At 31.9% G+C, this 18,796-nt stretch carries 17 protein-coding genes; 12 read left to right on the plus strand and 5 right to left on the minus strand.

Features of this window, described 5'->3' with window-relative positions; translation table 11 throughout:
- Window positions 1-78: 78 nt before the first annotated feature.
- Together AC0N0V_RS09015 and AC0N0V_RS09020 are read right to left on the minus strand one after the other, a co-directional pair.
- Complete coding sequence (locus AC0N0V_RS09015; protein ID WP_474463636.1) at window positions 79-2,565, minus strand: ABC transporter permease; 2,487 nt, start codon at window positions 2,563-2,565, stop codon at window positions 79-81.
- 35 nt (window positions 2,566-2,600) lie between these two features.
- Entirely contained in the window at window positions 2,601-3,287 is a 687-nt protein-coding gene (locus AC0N0V_RS09020; RefSeq protein WP_474463637.1) for an ABC transporter ATP-binding protein, read from the minus strand.
- 294 nt (window positions 3,288-3,581) lie between these two features.
- On the opposite strand from AC0N0V_RS09020, the gene AC0N0V_RS09025 reads away from it, so the two are divergent.
- Genes AC0N0V_RS09025 through AC0N0V_RS09035 form a run of 3 tightly spaced genes read left to right on the plus strand, consistent with a single transcriptional unit; the run spans window position 3,582 to window position 6,348 of the window.
- The gene (locus AC0N0V_RS09025) at window positions 3,582-4,238 is read left to right on the plus strand and encodes a response regulator transcription factor (protein ID WP_474463638.1); all 657 of its coding nucleotides are present in this window, start codon (window positions 3,582-3,584) and stop codon (window positions 4,236-4,238) included.
- A complete protein-coding gene (locus tag AC0N0V_RS09030; protein WP_474463639.1) occupies window positions 4,235-5,680 on the plus strand; it encodes a sensor histidine kinase in 1,446 nt (481 codons plus the stop codon). The genes AC0N0V_RS09025 and AC0N0V_RS09030 overlap by 4 nt, the downstream gene beginning before the upstream one ends.
- 47 nt (window positions 5,681-5,727) lie before the next feature.
- On the plus strand, window positions 5,728-6,348 hold the full coding sequence (locus tag AC0N0V_RS09035) for a hypothetical protein (protein WP_474463640.1): 621 nt from the start codon (window positions 5,728-5,730) through the stop codon (window positions 6,346-6,348).
- Window positions 6,349-6,572: 224 nt separating this feature from the next.
- Here the strand turns inward: AC0N0V_RS09035 and AC0N0V_RS09040 are convergent, their stop codons facing one another.
- Entirely contained in the window at window positions 6,573-7,136 is a 564-nt protein-coding gene (locus AC0N0V_RS09040) for a GNAT family N-acetyltransferase (RefSeq protein WP_474463641.1), read from the minus strand.
- A gap of 123 nt (window positions 7,137-7,259) precedes the next feature.
- Window positions 7,260-7,820 (minus strand): TetR/AcrR family transcriptional regulator, encoded by a 561-nt coding sequence (locus AC0N0V_RS09045; RefSeq protein WP_474463642.1) that lies wholly within the window; start codon window positions 7,818-7,820, stop codon window positions 7,260-7,262.
- 430 nt (window positions 7,821-8,250) lie between these two features.
- Between AC0N0V_RS09045 and AC0N0V_RS09050 the strand changes: the two genes are divergently transcribed.
- On the plus strand, window positions 8,251-8,799 hold the full coding sequence (locus AC0N0V_RS09050; RefSeq protein ID WP_474463643.1) for a MarR family winged helix-turn-helix transcriptional regulator: 549 nt from the start codon (window positions 8,251-8,253) through the stop codon (window positions 8,797-8,799).
- A gap of 62 nt (window positions 8,800-8,861) precedes the next feature.
- Complete coding sequence (locus AC0N0V_RS09055) at window positions 8,862-10,211, plus strand: MATE family efflux transporter (RefSeq protein ID WP_474463644.1); 1,350 nt, start codon at window positions 8,862-8,864, stop codon at window positions 10,209-10,211.
- A gap of 43 nt (window positions 10,212-10,254) precedes the next feature.
- Here the strand turns inward: AC0N0V_RS09055 and AC0N0V_RS09060 are convergent, their stop codons facing one another.
- Window positions 10,255-12,414, minus strand: coding sequence for a cell surface protein (locus tag AC0N0V_RS09060; protein WP_474463645.1), 2,160 nt, complete (start codon window positions 12,412-12,414; stop codon window positions 10,255-10,257).
- A 344-nt stretch (window positions 12,415-12,758) separates the two neighbouring features.
- Here AC0N0V_RS09060 and AC0N0V_RS09065 point away from each other — a divergent pair, with 344 nt between their 5' ends.
- From AC0N0V_RS09065 to AC0N0V_RS09095, 7 genes are all read left to right on the plus strand, one after another.
- Window positions 12,759-13,640: a VOC family protein gene (locus AC0N0V_RS09065; RefSeq protein WP_474463646.1), complete on the plus strand. Its 882-nt coding sequence runs from the start codon at window positions 12,759-12,761 to the stop codon at window positions 13,638-13,640.
- A gap of 256 nt (window positions 13,641-13,896) precedes the next feature.
- Entirely contained in the window at window positions 13,897-14,238 is a 342-nt protein-coding gene (locus AC0N0V_RS09070; RefSeq protein WP_474463647.1) for a zinc ribbon domain-containing protein YjdM, read from the plus strand.
- A 179-nt stretch (window positions 14,239-14,417) separates the two neighbouring features.
- Window positions 14,418-14,984 carry a dihydrofolate reductase family protein gene (locus AC0N0V_RS09075; protein WP_474463648.1) on the plus strand — a complete coding sequence of 189 codons (567 nt, stop codon included), beginning with the start codon at window positions 14,418-14,420 and terminating at the stop codon, window positions 14,982-14,984.
- A gap of 208 nt (window positions 14,985-15,192) precedes the next feature.
- Window positions 15,193-15,990: a hypothetical protein gene (locus tag AC0N0V_RS09080; RefSeq protein ID WP_474463649.1), complete on the plus strand. Its 798-nt coding sequence runs from the start codon at window positions 15,193-15,195 to the stop codon at window positions 15,988-15,990.
- Between the two features lie 143 nt (window positions 15,991-16,133).
- On the plus strand, window positions 16,134-16,808 hold the full coding sequence (locus tag AC0N0V_RS09085; RefSeq protein ID WP_474463650.1) for a response regulator transcription factor: 675 nt from the start codon (window positions 16,134-16,136) through the stop codon (window positions 16,806-16,808).
- A complete protein-coding gene (locus tag AC0N0V_RS09090) occupies window positions 16,805-17,839 on the plus strand; it encodes a sensor histidine kinase (protein WP_474463651.1) in 1,035 nt (344 codons plus the stop codon). Before AC0N0V_RS09085 ends, AC0N0V_RS09090 begins: the two co-directional genes overlap by 4 nt.
- 174 nt (window positions 17,840-18,013) lie before the next feature.
- A complete protein-coding gene (locus AC0N0V_RS09095) occupies window positions 18,014-18,775 on the plus strand; it encodes an ABC transporter ATP-binding protein (protein WP_474463652.1) in 762 nt (253 codons plus the stop codon).
- Window positions 18,776-18,796 lie beyond the last annotated feature (21 nt).

Genomic DNA, 18,796 nt, shown 5'->3' on the forward strand with positions numbered 1-18,796 from the left:
GAACCTATCCTATCCATGTCTTCTGCCTTACAAAACAAAAGGCTATCTTACAATTTAGTAAGATAGCCTGTAATAATTTTAATCTTCCCTAATAGCCTCAATTAAATTTTCGTTTTTTATTCTTCTAAGAGGTGTTAACACTGAAAGATATCCAATAATCATTGCAGAAACGGCTGCAATAGCCACAGCATTCCAAGGAATAGTCCATGGAAACTCTCTAACATTACCCAATCCTATATACATTCCGTAAGAGACTAGACATCCTATAAGAGAACCATATATAGTACCTACAATACCATATAGAAGCCCCTCAAGAGTAATCATTTTCTTAAGGCCTCTTTGAGTTAAGCCTATTGATTTTAAGGCTGCAAACTCTCTTTTTCTTAATATAACATTTGTAGTAAGTGTATTTACAATATTAACACTTCCAATTAAAGATACAACTATAACAAAGCCATATACTAGAATTTGCATCATAAGCATTGAGGTTTTCTCTTTTCTATTATTGTCTATATTATTTATTATATTTAAAGATGGATATGCTTTTAATACATTTCCAATCTCATTTAGGGCTTTTTCTTCACTTTTTATGTCTTTAATTTTAACATTTAGGTTTACTGGTTTAATATCCTTGGCACCTGATAAAGCCTTTGCCACCTGAGCTGTAGATATCATCTTTATTCCTGACTGATTTCCCCTATAGTTAAAGGGATCATTATCAAGTATAGCCATGACCTTGGCTGTTTTAACTACATCTTTTCCAAATTCCTTTTTTTCAAATTTATTAGTATAAGCATCATAATATTGAAGTTCTATTTCATCTCCAACCTTTATATCAGCTATTGGTCCCATATAGGATTTACTTGTTTTACCATTAAATATTTTACTTTTGTTTATTAGGATTATTCCATTTTCTTTATTCATTTTTTCTATATTAATATTACCTGCCGATAAATATTTTTTAGACTCCTCTAGGGATTCAGTATCATACACCACTATGGAGCTTGATATAACACTTTTTTCATTAACTTGATTATATATACCGTTGATAGATTTAACTTCGTTAATCTCCTTATCCTTACTAATTGCTGCATCGAAGAAAAATGCATCATATACTCTATAAATCTTGTCAACTGTACTTAAATTCTTTAAAGCCTCAACAATTTTTTCATCTATTATCATTTTTTCTTCCGTAGCTTGATAATCTCTTATTACAGAAAAATGTATGTCCTTTGATTCATTTGGTGTGTTTGTAATGTTTAGGGACATATCCATGAAGGATTTAAAAGTGATAAACAATACAACACTTATTACTATAGAAAACACAGTAATTCTATATCTTTTTCTGCTTCTTTTTATGTTTTTGCTGGCAAGTGATCCCTCAAAGCCAAATAATTTTTGCATAAGCCTATTTTTTCTTCTTTTTATTTTCTCCTTTGTTATAGAGTTTCTGCTGCTTATAGCAACTAAAGGAGATATTTTGCTTGCAAAGTAAGCTGGTATTAATGCGGATATATATATTGATAAGATTCCAACTATCCCACTTATAGCAAGTACTCTAAGTGAAATGTCGGTCTTTATAGCAAAGACTGAATCTCCACCTATTATTTTAAAAGCAAGAGTTATAGAATCCATTGCTATAATTCCAAATAATAATCCTAAAGGAATACCTATTACTGTTAAAACAGTAGCTTCCCTTAACACAAGCTTTCTAATTTGCTTTGGTGTTGCTCCCACAGCTCTTAGTAGTCCAAACTGCTTAATCCTTTCTACTACACTTATTTGGAATGAGTTATATATAACTGCAATTGTGCATATAACTACTATTCCAATTATTATACTTAAGGTCAAATACAGCCCATTCATTCCAGAGCCTTCACCAACGCCAAGCATCATAAGAAGATTCTGGTTTTCTGTAACATTATCCTTTGAAGTCAAAGCCTTAAGCTCACGAACAGCAGTACTTAAATTTGTCTTACTGCTAATTTCTACAACTAACATTGAGTTATTCTTATCAATATTATTGTTTTTAGATAACAATATTCCTTTATTATTTATTTGATTGTCTATGTTGTTTTCTAATATACCTGTAAGTTTATATTCATTATTATTAAATTTAATAGTGTTTCCTATCTTGGCACTTTTATCAATATAACTTAATACCCAATTTTCGATTGCTACTTCATTATCCTTCTCAGGAAGTTTTCCTTCTTTTATTTTGTATGGAATAAGCTCTAAGGCTTTATCTGTGGCAGTTACCTCACTAACCCTTAATTTATTTGTTACATTTACTTCCTCTCCAAAACTGCAAAATCCATACCTTGAAACCTTAGGATTATTAATAATTTTTGAAACTAAGCTCTCATTTGTATTTTTAAAAATTAAATGAAATGCCCCATAGTTGCTTTTGGCTCTTTCTACTTCTGATACTTGCATGCTGTGGAAGAAAAGTCCTATAGTTGATATTAGTGCAACTGATAAAACTATTCCTAAAATAGTAAGTATGGTTCTCTTTTTAGTTGCTCTTAAATATTTTCCCGTAAGCTTTTTATATGAATCTATCATTATATTTACTCCTTTATGTAATTTTTCGGCAAACCCTAATTATTTTTAATATATTTGTCCGAAACTATTTCGCCATCTTGTATTGTAATTACTCTATCAGCCATGGAAGCAATATTTATATCATGAGTAATTAAGATAAGTGTTTGATTATACTTCCTAGCAGTGAGCTTTAATAATTCAATAACCTCTTTTGAATTTTTACTGTCTAAGTTTCCAGTAGGCTCATCTGCAAGTACAATAGAGGGTCTGTTTAGTAGGGCTCTTCCTATAGATACTCTCTGCTGTTGCCCGCCTGAAAGCTCCGAAGGCAGATGATTCTTCCTGTCTTTAAGTCCTAATAAATCTATAATCTCCTTTAGGTAATTGTTATCAATCTTTTCATTATCCAAAAGGACTGGAAGCGCTATGTTTTCTTCTACATCTAAAACGGGAATAAGATTGAAAAATTGAAAGATAAATCCTATCTTACGTCTTCTGAATATGGCAAGCTTCTCTTCCTTATAATCATAAATATTTTCATTATCGATAATAACACTGCCATCTGTGGGCCTATCTAGCCCTCCTAATAAATGAAGTAATGTACTTTTACCTGAACCTGATGCCCCTACAATGGCAACAAATTCTCCTTTATTAACAGATAAATTTATATTTTTAAGTGCTTCTACCTTGCTTTCTCCATTGCCGTAGGTTTTATTTAAATTTTTAACTTCTAATATTTTCATATATACCGCTCCTTTTATTTAATACTATGGGTTAATTATATCCAATTACTATTTTTTGCTCCATGTCTATAGGCTTACAAAAGGTTTAAGCTATCTTACAATTTAGTAAGATAATTTGGGACTAAACTTATAATTTAAATAAAAGAAACAAAACTAAGTTGGTTGCACGAGGAGGAAAGTATATTTATAATTTACAAAGAGATCTTCATTCCTAATTAAAGCATTAATTGAATTTACAACTCTATTACATTCTTAGATTATTGTATATGTTATAATAGGGTCGGAGGTGGTTTTATGGCGCACATTCTCATAGTTGAGGATGAAAAATCCATAAACGATCTTATTGCCATGAATCTTTCATTAGTAGGGCATACCAGCGAGCAGGTATATGATGGCAATGAGGCGCTTGAATACATAAAGCAAAATAATTATTCACTGATTATAATGGATATAATGCTTCCGGGTCTGGATGGTTTCAATCTTATGAAGTACGTTTCTGAAAGTACGCCTGTGATATTTCTTACCGCCATGGGAAATTTATCTGACAGGGTCAAGGGACTAAAGCTTGGGGCTGATGATTATATAGTAAAACCCTTTGAAACTATAGAGCTCCTTGCACGGATTGAAGCTGTACTCCGTCGTACTCAGCGGGCATCGAATATTTTTTCTCTTGATGGTACTGTTGTAAACTTAGAAAGCAGAGTTGTTACCGTAAATGGTAGCGAAATCGAACTAACTCTTCGTGAATATGAATTACTAGAAATACTCATTAAAAATAAGAATATTGCTCTTTCTCGTGAAAAACTACTTAAATTAGCCTGGGAGTATGATTACTTTGGAGAAACGAGAACCGTGGATGTTCATATTCAAAAACTGCGCAAGAAATTAAATTGGGAAAATAGAATAAAGACTGTGTATAAAATGGGTTATCGTCTGGAGGTGAACCTGTGAAGTTTTGGCAAAAGACTTTTATCGGGATTCTAGTGGTTTTTATTGTGTCTATAAATATATGTCTTTACCTGATTTCTAAACACAGCTTTTCACTTAATATGAAACGAGATACGGATCGGGCATTAGGTGAGTATCACCTTATAATGAATAATGTTTATGAAACGATGAACAGTATTTACTATCGTGAACAAACTATGCCAACACATTTTTCTATAGAAAGCTTAATGCAATCTTATGCTGACTACTATATAAAGGAGAATGTATTCCTTGAACTCAAGGAGTCAGATAAGATCCTTTTTTCTAATATACCTTCTTCTGTTATGGCTAACATTAATACTGAGGGGCTTACAAAGGATTCTTATAGAATACAAGTGCTGTCAAAAAACGGAATGAGTTATTTATATATAGACGGTACGATAGCTGAGCAGTATGGAAATTATACTTTAACATACGTCCGTGACCTGTCTGAGCTTTATAATACTCAATCTAAGCTCACACGATATCTTATAATGGTAAGTGCTTCCGTGGAAACAGTGTTGACCTTAGTGCTATTGTTGCTTCTAAGGAAGCTTACCAGTCCCATAAGTGCTATGCAGAAAGCTACCCGTAAAATAGCAGGTGGTGTATATGATGAGAGAATCACTATACCGGGAAAAGATGAATTTCATGATCTTGCAGAGAACTTCAATCAGATGGCTTTCAGCATACAGGAGAAGATAACTGAGCTTGATAAAAATGCACAAGATAAACAACGGCTCGTAGATAATTTAGCACACGAGTTGCGAACACCTCTTACAGCTATACGTGGTTATGCTGAATACCTGCAAAATGCCAATGCCCGTGAGGAGGATAGAATAAAAGCTGCTGGCTATATTCTAAGTGAAACTGACAGAATGCAGAGCTTGGCTTTTAAACTGCTGGATTTAGCACTTGTAAGAAACAGTACATTGGATAATCAGCAAATTATTCCTTGTGAGCTGTTTAATGAAGTTAAAGTAGTGTTAGAATCAAAATTGAAGGAGAAGGGTATCAGATTAGATATTTTTTCCTCATTGCAGGAATTAACTGGTGATTTTGTTCTTTTACAGTCTTTGCTTGTGAATCTGGTGAGCAATGCTGTGAAAGCATCTTTAAATAATTCATCAATACAACTGTCATGTTATTTTGATACCGTACCAGTAATTGAAGTAAAGGATTTTGGCTGTGGCATGGAAGAAGCACATACAAATTTGGTGTGTGAGCCTTTTTATCGCGTGGACAAAGCCCGTTCGCGTAGCTCAGGTGGTATAGGACTTGGATTGTCTATTTGTCGTGAGATTGCACACTTGCATGGAGCAGAGTTAAGAATCAATTCCCGTCCTGAAAGAGGAACAACAGTACAGGTAATATTTACAACTCCTTTACAACCTTCTGAAAACTCTGTAACGCACCAGGATGTATGATATGTTTGTAGTGCTACAAAACATTAATTTAAATGGAGGTTATCAAAATGACAAAGTTTAAAACAATAATTAGTAAATCGTGGATATTTGCTACAGCAGCTGTATTAATAGTAGGAAGCAGTTCTGTAATGGCTCTAACTCTTGGACGCAATGTTGCTGAAAGTGCACCTAAAGACGCAGTTTCAATCGCGACTACTGTAAAAGAGAATACTCAAAGTAAATCAAACAAAAATGAAACTACAGTAGAATATACAGTTAAAGACTTATCCAAGAATGTTTCAGACCAAAAGGATTTGATTATAAAGAAGTTAAGTAAGACATCAGGCATAACTCCTGAACAGGTTGAGGAGAAATACAAAACCGTTATAGCAAATATGACTCCTGGAAGAAAGGATATTTCAGCGCAGCAAGCTGCCGCTTATGCTGTAGATATACTTAAAAAGACATATGGAGTGGATTTTAAGGGGTACAGCGCTGAAGCAAGCTTTTCAAGGGGGGCTGTTCCAAACTCCGATAGTTGGACAGTAATTTTCTACTCTCCAGAAGAAGCTCAGAATAAAGATTCCAAATCATATGTTGCTACAGTAAACTCTGTGAATGGTGCAATCCTTAATGCAGATTTTATCAGCCCTGATCATGATTATACATACTTTCAGAACAAAAATTAATAGCCTGATATGTAGTGAAATTCAGAAAAGAATATAGTAGCATATAATCATGTACGTATTATGAATCCTCCGAAAATTGTTTTTCGGAGGACTATTATTATTTCTTAAGAAATTTGCAATAATTATTGAACTTCAAGGTGAAAAGATGAATATATTTTACAATTTCCTCTGAAGGTTTAGGAAATACTTAAACAGTTAAGGAAAGAATTCTAATGGATTTTTAATTATTCATTATACTGATTAATCCACTCCCTTTTTAAAATAGCATAGACTATATCATCCGTCCATTCATTATCAAGCCAAAAACTTTCCCTAAAATGCGCCTCTTTTCTCATTCCGATTCTTTCAAGTAAGGCTATAGATTTTGTATTTCTTGGGTCAGCTGAAGCAGTTATTCTATGTTTTTGTAAATTACTAAATAAGTAGTTCATTACACCAATGACAGCTTCGGCTGCATATCCTTTACCTTGATTTTCTAAAGATACTGTAAACCCTATTTCTACCTGTTGATTATCTGGATCAATAAAATGAATTCCTATATCTCCTATTAACTCATCGGTTTCCTTAACCAAAATTCCAAGCTGATACCATGTATCTGGCGTATTTGGAACATTGGCAACCTTTTTATAAATGAATTCTTTTACGTCTTCAAGAGTTTGTGGTTTCCAGCCTTGAAATTTATATATTTGTGGATTGGAACGGTATTTAAATATAGACTCTGCATCAGAAATTCTAATACCCCTTAATACTAATCTTTCTGTTGAAATATTCAGTTCATTGAAACTCATTATTTTTACCTCCGAGTGTATAGTTTATATAATCAAAATAGGACAATTCGCTTTTAAAACTAAAAGTATCTACATAGCCATAGTTATGATTTATATGTCTTGTTGCATATAAAATTACTTTTTTTATTTTCTAGAAATGGATAAGATAAAGTCATCTATCATCAATTGAAAGCTGTCTTCGTAATTTGCCGCATTTTGAAAATACCCAAGAAAGCATAAAGAAACAAAACCGTGTAACAGACTTCTTAATGCTCGACTTTTATGAATTAAATATGTTTCATCCTTAATATAGAAACCAAGAACCTGTCGAATAATACCATTTGTTTCTTTTGCCAAACGATTTACTTCTTCATCTTCTGTGCTTTTAATATTCATGAAAAGTCCATAGGCAGTTCTGTTTTCAAAAGCAAAATCTCGATAAACATAGGCATATTCTCTGATAGCTTCCTCACCACTTTTACCAATTAATCTCTGCATTAATTTTAAATTTAATCCATTTAAAAGATATATCGTCATTTCTATCTTAAGGTTATCCATATTAGAGAAATGATTATATAAAGATGGATATTTTATATTTAACTTTTCAGCAATTTTGACAAAAGTAACTTGATCAAGACCAATTTCATCAGCTATTGAAAAAGCAACTTGAATAATTTTTTCCTTGGTTAAGTTTCGTTTTTGCATTTGTAAATCACTCCTTGCAACTATGCTCTATAATGATAGTTTAACATTACAACGCATATTTATCAAACTATAACCAATAGTTTATTAGTTATAAAACATAATTTACTATTATATTAGAGAGTTTGTTTTAAAATCATATGTATTCTAATAGTTTATTGATTTTCATTATGTCTTTTATAATGAGTACATGTGATGCTACACAACATTGTTCTTAAATAATTTTATTCGATGAATACCTGCCATAAAATATCAATTAGTTATATGATAATCAATTTGAAGTAAAAGAGAAGATGAAAACACGGTATTTGGAGGTGCTATAGATATCTATAGAAAAGTTAAGGTACCTTAATAAAAGTATTGACAATTAAAGTGGCAAAGTATAATATAATAATAGTAAGGTACCTTAATAAAATAAAAGGAGATAGTTTGTATGTATAATATATCATCAGAAAAATTGTTGCAACAAATAAATTATTTTACCAATCTTGTTAGCAGAGCACAACATCATTCGAATACTAAATCTAATGAAATCTTGGCTAGCCGGGCGCAAACACATTTGTTAGGCTTGTTGTTAGTACAAGATGGTCTAACACAGAAGGAGTTAAGTTCACGATTGCAAATAAGACCTGCTTCTCTTGGTGAGTTAGTTAATAAACTACAACAAAATGGTTATGTAGAAAGGCGTGTAAACGAAAAGGATAAGAGAATATCAAATGTTTATCTTACAGATGAAGGTCGCAGGTCAGCTAAGAGCGTTATGCAAGCAAGGATGGAATTAGTTGATAATATATTTTCTGGTTTATCAGAAGAGGAAATAAGTCAGCTTTCTTCCTTGATGAGTAAACTAATAAATTCAATTGAACAAAATTCTGGCGATAATGTTGATGATTTACGTAAAGAGTATCATGGAATGATAGAAGAAAGTAATTTCCCCGGTGGAACTGACTTTTTTAATGAAGGTCATAAACATAGTCGTTAGAAACAAGATAGAGATAAAACCTTAGTAACAGCTACTTTAGCAAGTTTTAGGAGGAAAATTAAATGGAACAAGTTGATTTATATTATTTTGAAAAATCGTCTATTTGGAAGGCCATATTGCATATGGCATTGCCAATGATGCTGGGAATGTCACTAAATTTATTTTATAATATTATTGATGCTTTCTTTATTGGGAAACTCAATAACACGGAAATGATGTCAGCTATTACTCTTGCATTACCTTTCACAACCATTCTTATGGCTGTTGGAAATTTATTTGGAACTGGAGGAGGTACTTATATTTCACGACTTTTGGGAGAGAAAAAGCTTGAAGAAGCTAAAAAGGTATCGTCTGTGACCTATTTTATGAGTTTGATTACCGGTTTAGTACTAATAATGTTTTGTGTTCCACTTCTTCAGCCAATACTACAATTGCTAGGTGCGGAAGGGAATAACACAATATTTACTGAGAGAGTTATCCTTGTTTTTACTATTGGGAGTCCTATTGTAATCGCAAACTTTGTTTTAGAGCAGTTGGTCCGTTCAGAAGGTGCCTCTACAGTTTCAATGTATGGAATGGGCGTAAGTGTCGTAGCAAACATTATCTTAGATCCTATCTTGATTTTTACATGTCACTTAAATATTATGGGAGCAGCATTAGGCACAGTATTAGGGAATCTTTGTGCTGTAGTCTATTATATTTTCTATATTCAAAAAAAAGGCTCAACACTAAGTGTTTCATTGAAATCATTTAAACCTACTTTAGATATAACTAAAGATATTTTTAAAATAGGTGTAACAGCTCTATTACTTGATGTGTTTTTAATTACTTCCGGTCTATTATTTAATAACCTTTCAATGAATTATGGAGATTATGTAGTTGCAGGCTTCGGTATTTCACAAAGGATTGTGCAGTTGTCTGATTTTATAGGTATGGGATTATTTATGGGAGTAGTGCCACTTATCGCTTATTCCTACACTGCCAAAAACATAGAGCGGATGTTTAAAATTATTCGATCTACAGCCTTCTATATTACAGTTCTAATTATAATAATTTCTGTAACTTTACTGGTTTTCCGTACGCAGGTTTTTCAGTTATTTAGTAGGGATATAGAAGTTATAAGCATTGGAAGCTTAATTTTTACAGCAATGCTGCTATCCTCTTTATTTACAAGTCTTTCAGGACTGTTCATAGGAATTTTTCAAGGAATTGGAAGAGAAAAAGAAGCGGGAATTATGTCAGTAGCAAAGGGATTAATTATAATTCCTATAATGCTCTTAGCAAATACCTTTTGGGGGTTGTCTGGTCTCATATGGTCATTGACAGTATCAGAAATCCTAGCTTTTTTGGTAGGATTATTACTATGGCTGTGTTTTAAACAAGACCAGACTATGAAAAGTTCAACTCATTAAAATTAAATTGCTTTCAAAAGTTACATGGCTTTATTACACTATACTATTGTGTTATTTTTATAGTTCTTCTTCTTAAGTCATCAGATGATGGCGTATAGTTAACGTAGTTATCATCTGCATCCTTAATACTTCTAATTGATACAGTAGGTTTAACTATTACATCAATTGCATCTATAAGTGACGCATAATATTTGTTAGTAGTATTAAAGTAAAATGTAAGAGTATTTCCCGATATCGTTACAGAATCGGCTTTTACATTTGTTCCATTAATGCCTATAAATAACAAATCATCAGTTTTTATACCACTATTTACATCAAGTGGTGTATCAAATGTTATATAAACTTTTACACCATTTGAATCTTTAACTGCACTCCAATAATCGGAAGTAGTTTTTGGAGCTGCTTGATAATCGTATATTGTAGACTGAGCCGTTGAAAGAGTTGCTGGACTTCCATCGTCATTTGTGGAAACTAGTGAACCAGTTTCATCCTTTGTAAAAGTGGCTCTAATAGCAAGTTTTGCACTTTGGCCTTGAGCTTTTATAGCATCTATCTTAGTTGGACTGCTATTAGTCTTTCCATTAAGATAGGTCACTGCAGGAGCTGTATCATTACTAGTAAGCTCTGCGCCGTCTTTAAATGTAAGAGTTACTTTGTCTCCTAAAATAGTTGCACTATTTGGGTGTACTCCACCTAGTGAAAAGTCACTTGCATTTATTTCATCTAGTGCTCTGCTGAATGCAAGATCAACTTTAAAATCATCTCCATCGTAATAAACTTTGATTGAGTTATCCTTGACAATGGTTCCGGTTGATGATGGTGACTTAATTGTGTCAGCATATGCCACACCATCTAATACATCTCCTGATTCATCTTTGACGTTGGAAACTATTAAAGCAGTCACATCAGTATACTTACCGTTAGTCGTTCTGCCTGTTGTTACAATTAGATAATTTGATGGAAAAGATATTATAGCGCTTTTATTGTCCCCACCAGCTGATATAGTTGTGTCTACTGGAAGTACTTTTGTATTACCTTCTCCATCTATAAACCTGTAATTATCCTGATTTGTAATTGTATCTACGTTCATAGCTTCGCTAAAGTAAACAATAACTTTATCTCTATTTGCTGAAGTATATATTCCTGTTACCTTAGGAGCTGAATAATTACTGCTAATTAAAGTACATGTGTAATCATCCATTGTATTAGGTATAGATTCTGTATCAATTATATTCTTTATTGTTAATAGGTACTTAAGATCAGTTAATGTCCAATTATCATTTGTATTACTTGGGTTGTATTTCTTCATTTTGATTTTGTATGTATCAGTGTCTTCAGTATCTGATTCGCCAGATACATTGTATATTGCATCTATATGGTTAGTTATATCTGTATTATGGCTATCTAACAATTTGTAATTTTCTACATTTGTAGCGTACATGTAACTAACATCTTTGCTGAATTTTACACGGATAGTTTCATTATCAATTACAGTAACAGATTCCACCAAAGGCTTAGTAGTTGATAAATCTTTAATCTGAACTGTAAAATCTGAAGCTTTTATATCTGTTGCTAATAATTTACCCTCAACATATACTGTGAACTTTCCAGTTGTAGTATCCAATGATGCAGCTTTTCCTTTTACTGTTACATTATAATTCTGTGAATCTAATACAGATAACTTGAATGATACAAGTGTTGAAAATGTATCTATTGGATTACTGCATTGTACTGTTGTCATATCTACAAGTGTTGATGATATTTGGTCGTTAACAAATAGGTTTCCGCTAGTATCAGTAGTGACATAATTGGTAGATATTGTTGTAGTTGGAGTAGTAGTAGATTCCAAAAAGGATTGAAAGTTAAAAGTTGTGCCCTTTAGTGTCGCGGAAATAGCTTCTTTAGATATTATATCGTAGTCTACATAGGACTTTCTTACATCATCATAAAAGGCCTTAATACCTGTCTTCCTTTGTAAGAAATCATCATATAATTTAGCGCCAAGATCGTTTGATCCTCTAAGTGTATATGACACAGCTGACGATTTTAATTTGTCATATTGATATTCATATATTTTGCCATCGTTACTACCTATGGCTATAGATGAAGCCTTAGCAAGTACTGTAGAATTTGCTGCAGCTATTAATAAACTAGTTATAGCTGTTGTTGATAGTACAGTCAGTATTTTTTTATTCTTAATCATTTTTTTAATCCCCCATTCTTTTGCTCATTATTATAAGCTGAAAAATATATATTTCATTATCTAAATGATAATTTATATATCCTTTATTTTCTATACTAGTATAATTATACTACTAAATACTATTCTGTAAACCCTAACCATTATTTTAAAAAATAGTAAGATAATATTAGATGTTTTAGGAAAGAAGGAGGTGGGAGATAATTCGACTTTCGTTTCAAACTATTTAAGAATCCACATAAAATATTAAAAAAATAATAAAATATAATTGTTAGAATAGATCATGTTCTTCGAGAATCTTAACTTTAACGGTAAGTTAAAACTAACAAATGAAAGGAGAAGTCAACATGGTAAAAATTATTCCACACTTATGGTTTGATAAGGAGGCTGAGGAGGCATCTAAATTTTATATGTCCATATTTGAGAATACAAAATTAAAGAATAAAACTACCCTTAATAATACACCCTCGGGTACAGTGGAAATGATCACAGTTGAGCTTGCAGGACAAGAATTTATGCTACTATCCGCCGGTCCATTTTTTAAGTTTACACCAGCGATATCATTTTTAATCCTCTGTAATTCTATTAGGGAGACTGAAATTCTATGGGAGAAATTAGTCGAAACTGGTACAGCACTTATGCCTTTAGACGTCTACATGTTTAGTGAAAAATATGGATGGGTAGTTGATAAGTATGGTCTTTCTTGGCAACTAATGTATATGGATGATTTTGAGATTAAGCAAAAAATAATACCCACACTAATGTTTGTTGGAGAACAATATGGAAAGGCAGAAGAAGCCATTCAATTCTACACCAATATATTCAAACACTCGAAAGTGGATTATGTACTTAGATACGGTGAGGATGATACACCAAACAAATCTGGCACTATTAGAAATGCTGAATTTACACTGGAAAATCAAGTGTTTTCAGCTATGGACAGTGCTTATGAGCACGATTTTACTTTTAATGAAGCCATTTCATTTCTTGTGAATTGTGATACACAAGAAGAAATAGATTATTATTGGGATAGATTATCTGAGTTTCCAGAAGCAGAACAATGTGGATGGCTAAAAGATAGATATGGACTCTCATGGCAAATTACGCCAGCTGTTATGAATGATATGATGCAGGAAAAGGATGCTACAAAATTATCACAGGTAACTGAAGCATTTCTTAAAATGAAAAAATTTGATATTGCTGAATTGAAAAAGGCTTATGAAAAATAATTATTCAGCTTTAAATCAATTTGGGTAAAAGACATTTAATGCAACCTTAGTTCAATAAAGGTAGAAACAGAGTGTTTTGCAGAGGAATTTGTAAAAATAAGAAGATTATGATAGTATATAAGCGTATAAGAAACTACCTATGCATTTTTGTAGATTTTAAACTCGTCGTCGCTATTCTCACGAAGTCGTAATGGGTAAGTTAGAGGTAATTCTTATATATTTAGAACTAACAATAGTGAATGGAGGAACTGAAAATATGTCTAATTTACCAAATTGTCCAAAGTGTAATTCAGAATACACTTATGAAGATAGAGGAATTTTTGTTTGCCCTGAATGTGCTCATGAGTGGACTTTAGAATCAGAAGCTGAAAACAGTGAGGAGAAAAAGGTTATAAAAGATGCAAATGGAAATATCTTAAATGATGGTGATTCCGTGACAGTAATAAAAGATCTTAAAGTTAAAGGAAGCTCACTGGTAGTAAAAATGGGTACAAAAGTGAAAAATATACGTTTGGTTGACGGAGACCATGACATAGATTGTAAAATTGATGGTTTTGGGTCTATGAGTTTAAAGTCCGAGTTTGTTAAAAAGATATAGTGAGTACATGTCAAACTAGGCTTGATGCCTAGTTTTTTTAATAAATAAAGGCCAAGGAGAAATCGGTTTATGTAAAGAATTTGTGGGTATCCTTAAATATAACCGAAATTAAAGATCAAAATTTTCAATAACTTTAGAACCAAAGATTTAAAGTAATATTTTATAGGAGGTACATTAGTATGCTTAAAGATGAGTCAAGAAGAATAATTTTAGATTTAGCAGTAAGTTTGGACGGATTTATAGAAGGTCCTAAAGGTGAAGTTGATTGGTGTGTTATGGACCCGGAAATGGGGTTTAATGATTTCCTAAATGAGATTGATACTATTTTTTATGGACGAAAAAGCTATGATTTATGGGGACAATATATTCCACAAGATGAGATTTCTGATACTGAAAAAGAAATATGGAAACTAGTACATAGCAAGAAGAAATATGTTTTTTCGAAAACTTTAACGGAGGTTAATGGCAATGCCATGTTGATAAATAAGAATTTAGAGGAAGAAGTAAGAAAGGTAAAGAAAGAGAATGGTAAGAATATATGGCTATATGGTGGAGCAAGTATTATAAAAGATTTTATAAGTTTGGGACTTATTGATGAGTATAGGTTATCTATACATCCTGTCATTTTAGGAGCTGGGAAACCTTTGTTCATTGATATAAAGGAGAGGATAGGACTTAGACTTGTTAGTACTAAAAGCTTTTCTTCAGGTGTTGTCCAATTATGTTATTATACTAATAAGCAGTAAGGGTTATTAAGGAGTTTTTTATGTTAACAATTAAGAAATTTCGTATGTGTCCAAAGTTTGAAAATTTCTTTGAATTAGTAGTAAGAGACTGACTGGATTTATTTTAAATACAGTGATAAAATGTAAGACGTTGGTTGAAAACTGGCGAAATAGAGGGAAAATTTTAATTTGAGAATCTGTAATTATTGACGGAGGGTGAAAACGCATAATGGCATTTGTAATTGAATTGTTAATCAGAACTTGTATAGAGACAGCGTATCTTACGGGTATGATTATTTTGATTGGATTATTCCTTGGAGTATTAAGAGATAATTCTATACGAAATTTTCAGAGAAGTTTTGGTAGCAAAGCATTAATGGTAACAGGAGTTATTGGTGTTCCAATACATGAATTAAGCCATGCTATCTTTGCTTTATTATTTGGACATAATGTTACAAAAATGAAATTGCTTCAAAAACCAGATGAAGACGGAATAATGGGATATGTACAGCATAGTTATAACCAACGTAGTATTTATCAACAGATAGGAAATTTTTTTATAGGCATAGCACCTATATTTGGAGGTATTTTTTCTATAATAACTTTAATGTATTTTATAATACCACAGGCATATAACAGGTTTATTAGTATATTAATTAAAAGTTTGAACGTTACAGTGTTAAATGAAAGTACGATTAAAGGAATAATAAATTCTTATTTAGGGCTAGTAAAGGTTATTTTCTCGCTAAGTAACTTTAAAAATCCATACTTTTATATATTTTTATTTATAGCGATATGCATATCATCACATATATCTTTGAGTTTTGCTGATATAAAGGGGGCTTCTAGAGGGCTTGCAGTTATATTTTTAATATTATTTATACTCAATGCTTTAAATTTATCAAAGTACATATTAGCTATTGAGTTAATAAAATATAATATTTTATTAACTGGAATCTTAATTGTAGCTCTGATACTTTCTGCTGTAACATTTTTAATAAGTTTAATTTCTATTAGCATAAAGTAAAAATTATAGGCAATGACTGGGAATATGAATTCAGTTTTATTTAATAAATCCTTATGATATCCTTGAAGCTTTATCGGGTAACTTAATAAGTGTAAACCATCAGTTCTAAACTACTTAGCGTTTCAATTGAGAGGATGATTATTATGTTTAAAATAATGATAGTGGAAGACGATCAAAAGATGCGAGAAATAATCTTAGAAAATATTCAGAGATGGGGATTTAAAGGATCTTACGTGCAGGACTTTAATAACGTATTTGATGAGTTTACAAAATATGAGCCTCATCTTATCTTGATGGATATAAATCTTACTGCTTATGATGGATTTTACTGGTGCAGCAGGATAAGAGAAGTCTCAAAAGTTCCAATAATCTTCATATCCTCTAGAAATACTAACATGGATATAATAATGGCCATAAATATGGGAGGAGATGACTTTATTCAGAAGCCTTTTTCACTAGAAGTGTTAATGGCAAAGATAAATGCACTTTTAAGAAGAACTTATAATTACACCAATGCTTCTTCCAATATAATAGAACATAACGGTGTAGTTCTTAATCTTAAGGATAGTTCAGTTTTATTTAACGATAAAAAATTGGAGCTTACAAAGAATGAATTTAAAATTCTTTACACTCTTATGAAGGATAAGGGGAACATAGTAAGCAGAGATAACATAATGAGAGTTCTTTGGGAAGATGAGAGTTTCGTAGACGACAATACCTTAACTGTAAATATTAATAGACTCAGAAAAAAGCTGGAGGATTTAGGGCTTAATAATTATATTCAAACAAAGAAAGGTCAAGGGTATGTAATCTCATGAAATTTACCAAATTTTTAGCAGATAGAAAGTTTTCAATACTTTACTATGTTTTGCTTATGATATTTGTATCTCTGGTCATTTATTTGGGTGGCCCTGTTAAAGTAAGTATAGGAAACATATTATACATAAATTTAGTTTCTTCAGCCTTTTTTATAATTTATTTGATAACAAGATATTTTTATTATAGAAGTTATTATAAAAGTCTATCTGATATTATAGAAAGTGAAAGAGATGAAATAATAAGTCGGCTTCCAAAGCCTAAAAATTATGAACAAGTTCTTTTCCAAGAGGTACTGGCCGCTTTATATAATGAGCAAAGTTCAAAAATACAAAAACTTCATGGGCAAAAAAAGGAATATGAAGAGTTTATAACTTCCTGGGTTCATCAGGTGAAGACACCCATTGCAGTTAGTAGGCTATTAATTGAAAGTAATTCAAGTTCCCGAAACAAGGAAACCTTGTATAGCCTTGAAGAAGAATTAGATAAAATTGAAAACTATATTGAACAAGCTCTTTATTATTCGAAAATAGATGATTTCTCGAAAGACTATCTTATAAATCAAGTTCAATTAGATAGAATAGTTAAAGAATCTGTAAAAAAGCAGGCTAAAACTTTTATTAATAAGAAAATAAGCATAGAAATTGAAGACACTGATTTAGAGGTTACAACGGATAAAAAATGGCTTTCCTTTATTTTTGACCAAGTACTATCTAATGCTTTAAAATATACTTCTGAACGTGGTCGAATTAAAATTTGCGGATTAACCGAAAATAAAGTCCAAAAGCTTATTATAGAGGATAACGGCATAGGTGTTAAACCAGAAGACATCAACAGAGTATTTAATAAAGGATTTACAGGCTATAACGGAAGGGAGAACTATAAATCAACAGGTATAGGTCTCTATCTTTCTAAAAAGTTGGCTAGAAAGCTTGGGCATGATATATTAATTGAATCAACATATGGTGAATATACAAAAGTAATAATTATCTTTCCTAAGCTACTAGATTACTTTCAGGTTTCAAAAGAGTAAACACAAGAGAATAAAAATACTGCATTTAAAAGTGGCACTGCCACTTTTTTGTGCTTTGTGACAAAAATGTAAGGAATCAATATAGTTTTGTAAGGTAGAAAAATGGATTGAAGTAGTTATATTTTATAGAATAATAGTGTAGTTAGAAACAAAAAAGAAACCGGAGGATTAAATATGAATGATGTTTTAATAGCTAAGAATTTAAAGAAAGTTTATGGATCAAGAGGGAATGTGTACACCGCGCTTTACGATATAGGCCTAAATATTAAAGAAGGGGAATTCGTAGGCATAATGGGGCCATCTGGCGCAGGTAAAACAACACTTTTAAATATTATTTCTACCATAGACAAACCAAGCAGCGGTACTGTTACTATAGGGGGAGAAGACATAGTGAAGATGAATGAAGAAAAGTTATCCGTTTTCAGGAGAAATAAGCTGGGTTTTATTTTTCAAGATTTTAATCTTTTAGATACATTGACTGTAAAAGAAAATATAGTTCTCCCATTAGCACTTTCTAAGGTAAACTTGAGTGAGATAGAAAGAAGGCTTAAGGAGGTTTCTGTAAGCCTAGGTATAGAGAATATTTTAAATAAATATCCTTATGAAATTTCAGGAGGTCAAAAGCAGAGAACTGCAGCAGCCAGAGCTATTATAAGTAAGCCTACTTTAGTTCTTGCAGATGAACCTACTGGTGCTTTAGATTCAAAGTCATCTACCGAACTGCTTCAGGCTTTAAGTGATTTAAATGAAAACAACAGAGCAACTATCATGATGGTAACTCATGATGCCTTTGCAGCCAGCTACTGCAAAAGAATAATCTTTATTAAGGATGGTTTATTGTTTACAGAGCTTGTCCGAGGAGGTTCCCGAAAAGAGTTCTTTCAGAAGATACTTGATGTGCTAAAAACCTTAGGCGGCGGCTTAGCCGATATGTAATAAGTTTATTTGAAAGGAGTG

It is taken from the genome of Clostridium sp. CS1-1 (genome assembly GCF_056135525.1).

Bases quoted from the DNA above. Each gene is read 5' to 3' on its own strand.
- AC0N0V_RS09080 (WP_474463649.1), top strand. From the start codon at position 15,193: ATGGCATTTGTAATTGAATTGTTAATCAGAACTTGTATAGAGACAGCG.
- AC0N0V_RS09070 (WP_474463647.1), top strand. From the start codon at position 13,897: ATGTCTAATTTACCAAATTGTCCAAAGTGTAATTCAGAATACACTTAT.
- AC0N0V_RS09025 (WP_474463638.1), top strand. From the start codon at position 3,582: ATGGCGCACATTCTCATAGTTGAGGATGAAAAATCCATAAACGATCTT.
- AC0N0V_RS09085 (WP_474463650.1), top strand. From the start codon at position 16,134: ATGTTTAAAATAATGATAGTGGAAGACGATCAAAAGATGCGAGAAATA.
- AC0N0V_RS09050 (WP_474463643.1), top strand. From the start codon at position 8,251: ATGTATAATATATCATCAGAAAAATTGTTGCAACAAATAAATTATTTT.
- AC0N0V_RS09075 (WP_474463648.1), top strand. From the start codon at position 14,418: ATGCTTAAAGATGAGTCAAGAAGAATAATTTTAGATTTAGCAGTAAGT.
- AC0N0V_RS09020 (WP_474463637.1), bottom strand. From the start codon at position 3,287: ATGAAAATATTAGAAGTTAAAAATTTAAATAAAACCTACGGCAATGGA.
- AC0N0V_RS09035 (WP_474463640.1), top strand. From the start codon at position 5,728: ATGACAAAGTTTAAAACAATAATTAGTAAATCGTGGATATTTGCTACA.
- AC0N0V_RS09055 (WP_474463644.1), top strand. From the start codon at position 8,862: ATGGAACAAGTTGATTTATATTATTTTGAAAAATCGTCTATTTGGAAG.
- AC0N0V_RS09060 (WP_474463645.1), bottom strand. From the start codon at position 12,414: ATGATTAAGAATAAAAAAATACTGACTGTACTATCAACAACAGCTATA.
- AC0N0V_RS09065 (WP_474463646.1), top strand. From the start codon at position 12,759: ATGGTAAAAATTATTCCACACTTATGGTTTGATAAGGAGGCTGAGGAG.
- AC0N0V_RS09090 (WP_474463651.1), top strand. From the start codon at position 16,805: ATGAAATTTACCAAATTTTTAGCAGATAGAAAGTTTTCAATACTTTAC.
- AC0N0V_RS09040 (WP_474463641.1), bottom strand. From the start codon at position 7,136: ATGAGTTTCAATGAACTGAATATTTCAACAGAAAGATTAGTATTAAGG.
- AC0N0V_RS09015 (WP_474463636.1), bottom strand. From the start codon at position 2,565: ATGATAGATTCATATAAAAAGCTTACGGGAAAATATTTAAGAGCAACT.
- AC0N0V_RS09045 (WP_474463642.1), bottom strand. From the start codon at position 7,820: ATGCAAAAACGAAACTTAACCAAGGAAAAAATTATTCAAGTTGCTTTT.
- AC0N0V_RS09095 (WP_474463652.1), top strand. From the start codon at position 18,014: ATGAATGATGTTTTAATAGCTAAGAATTTAAAGAAAGTTTATGGATCA.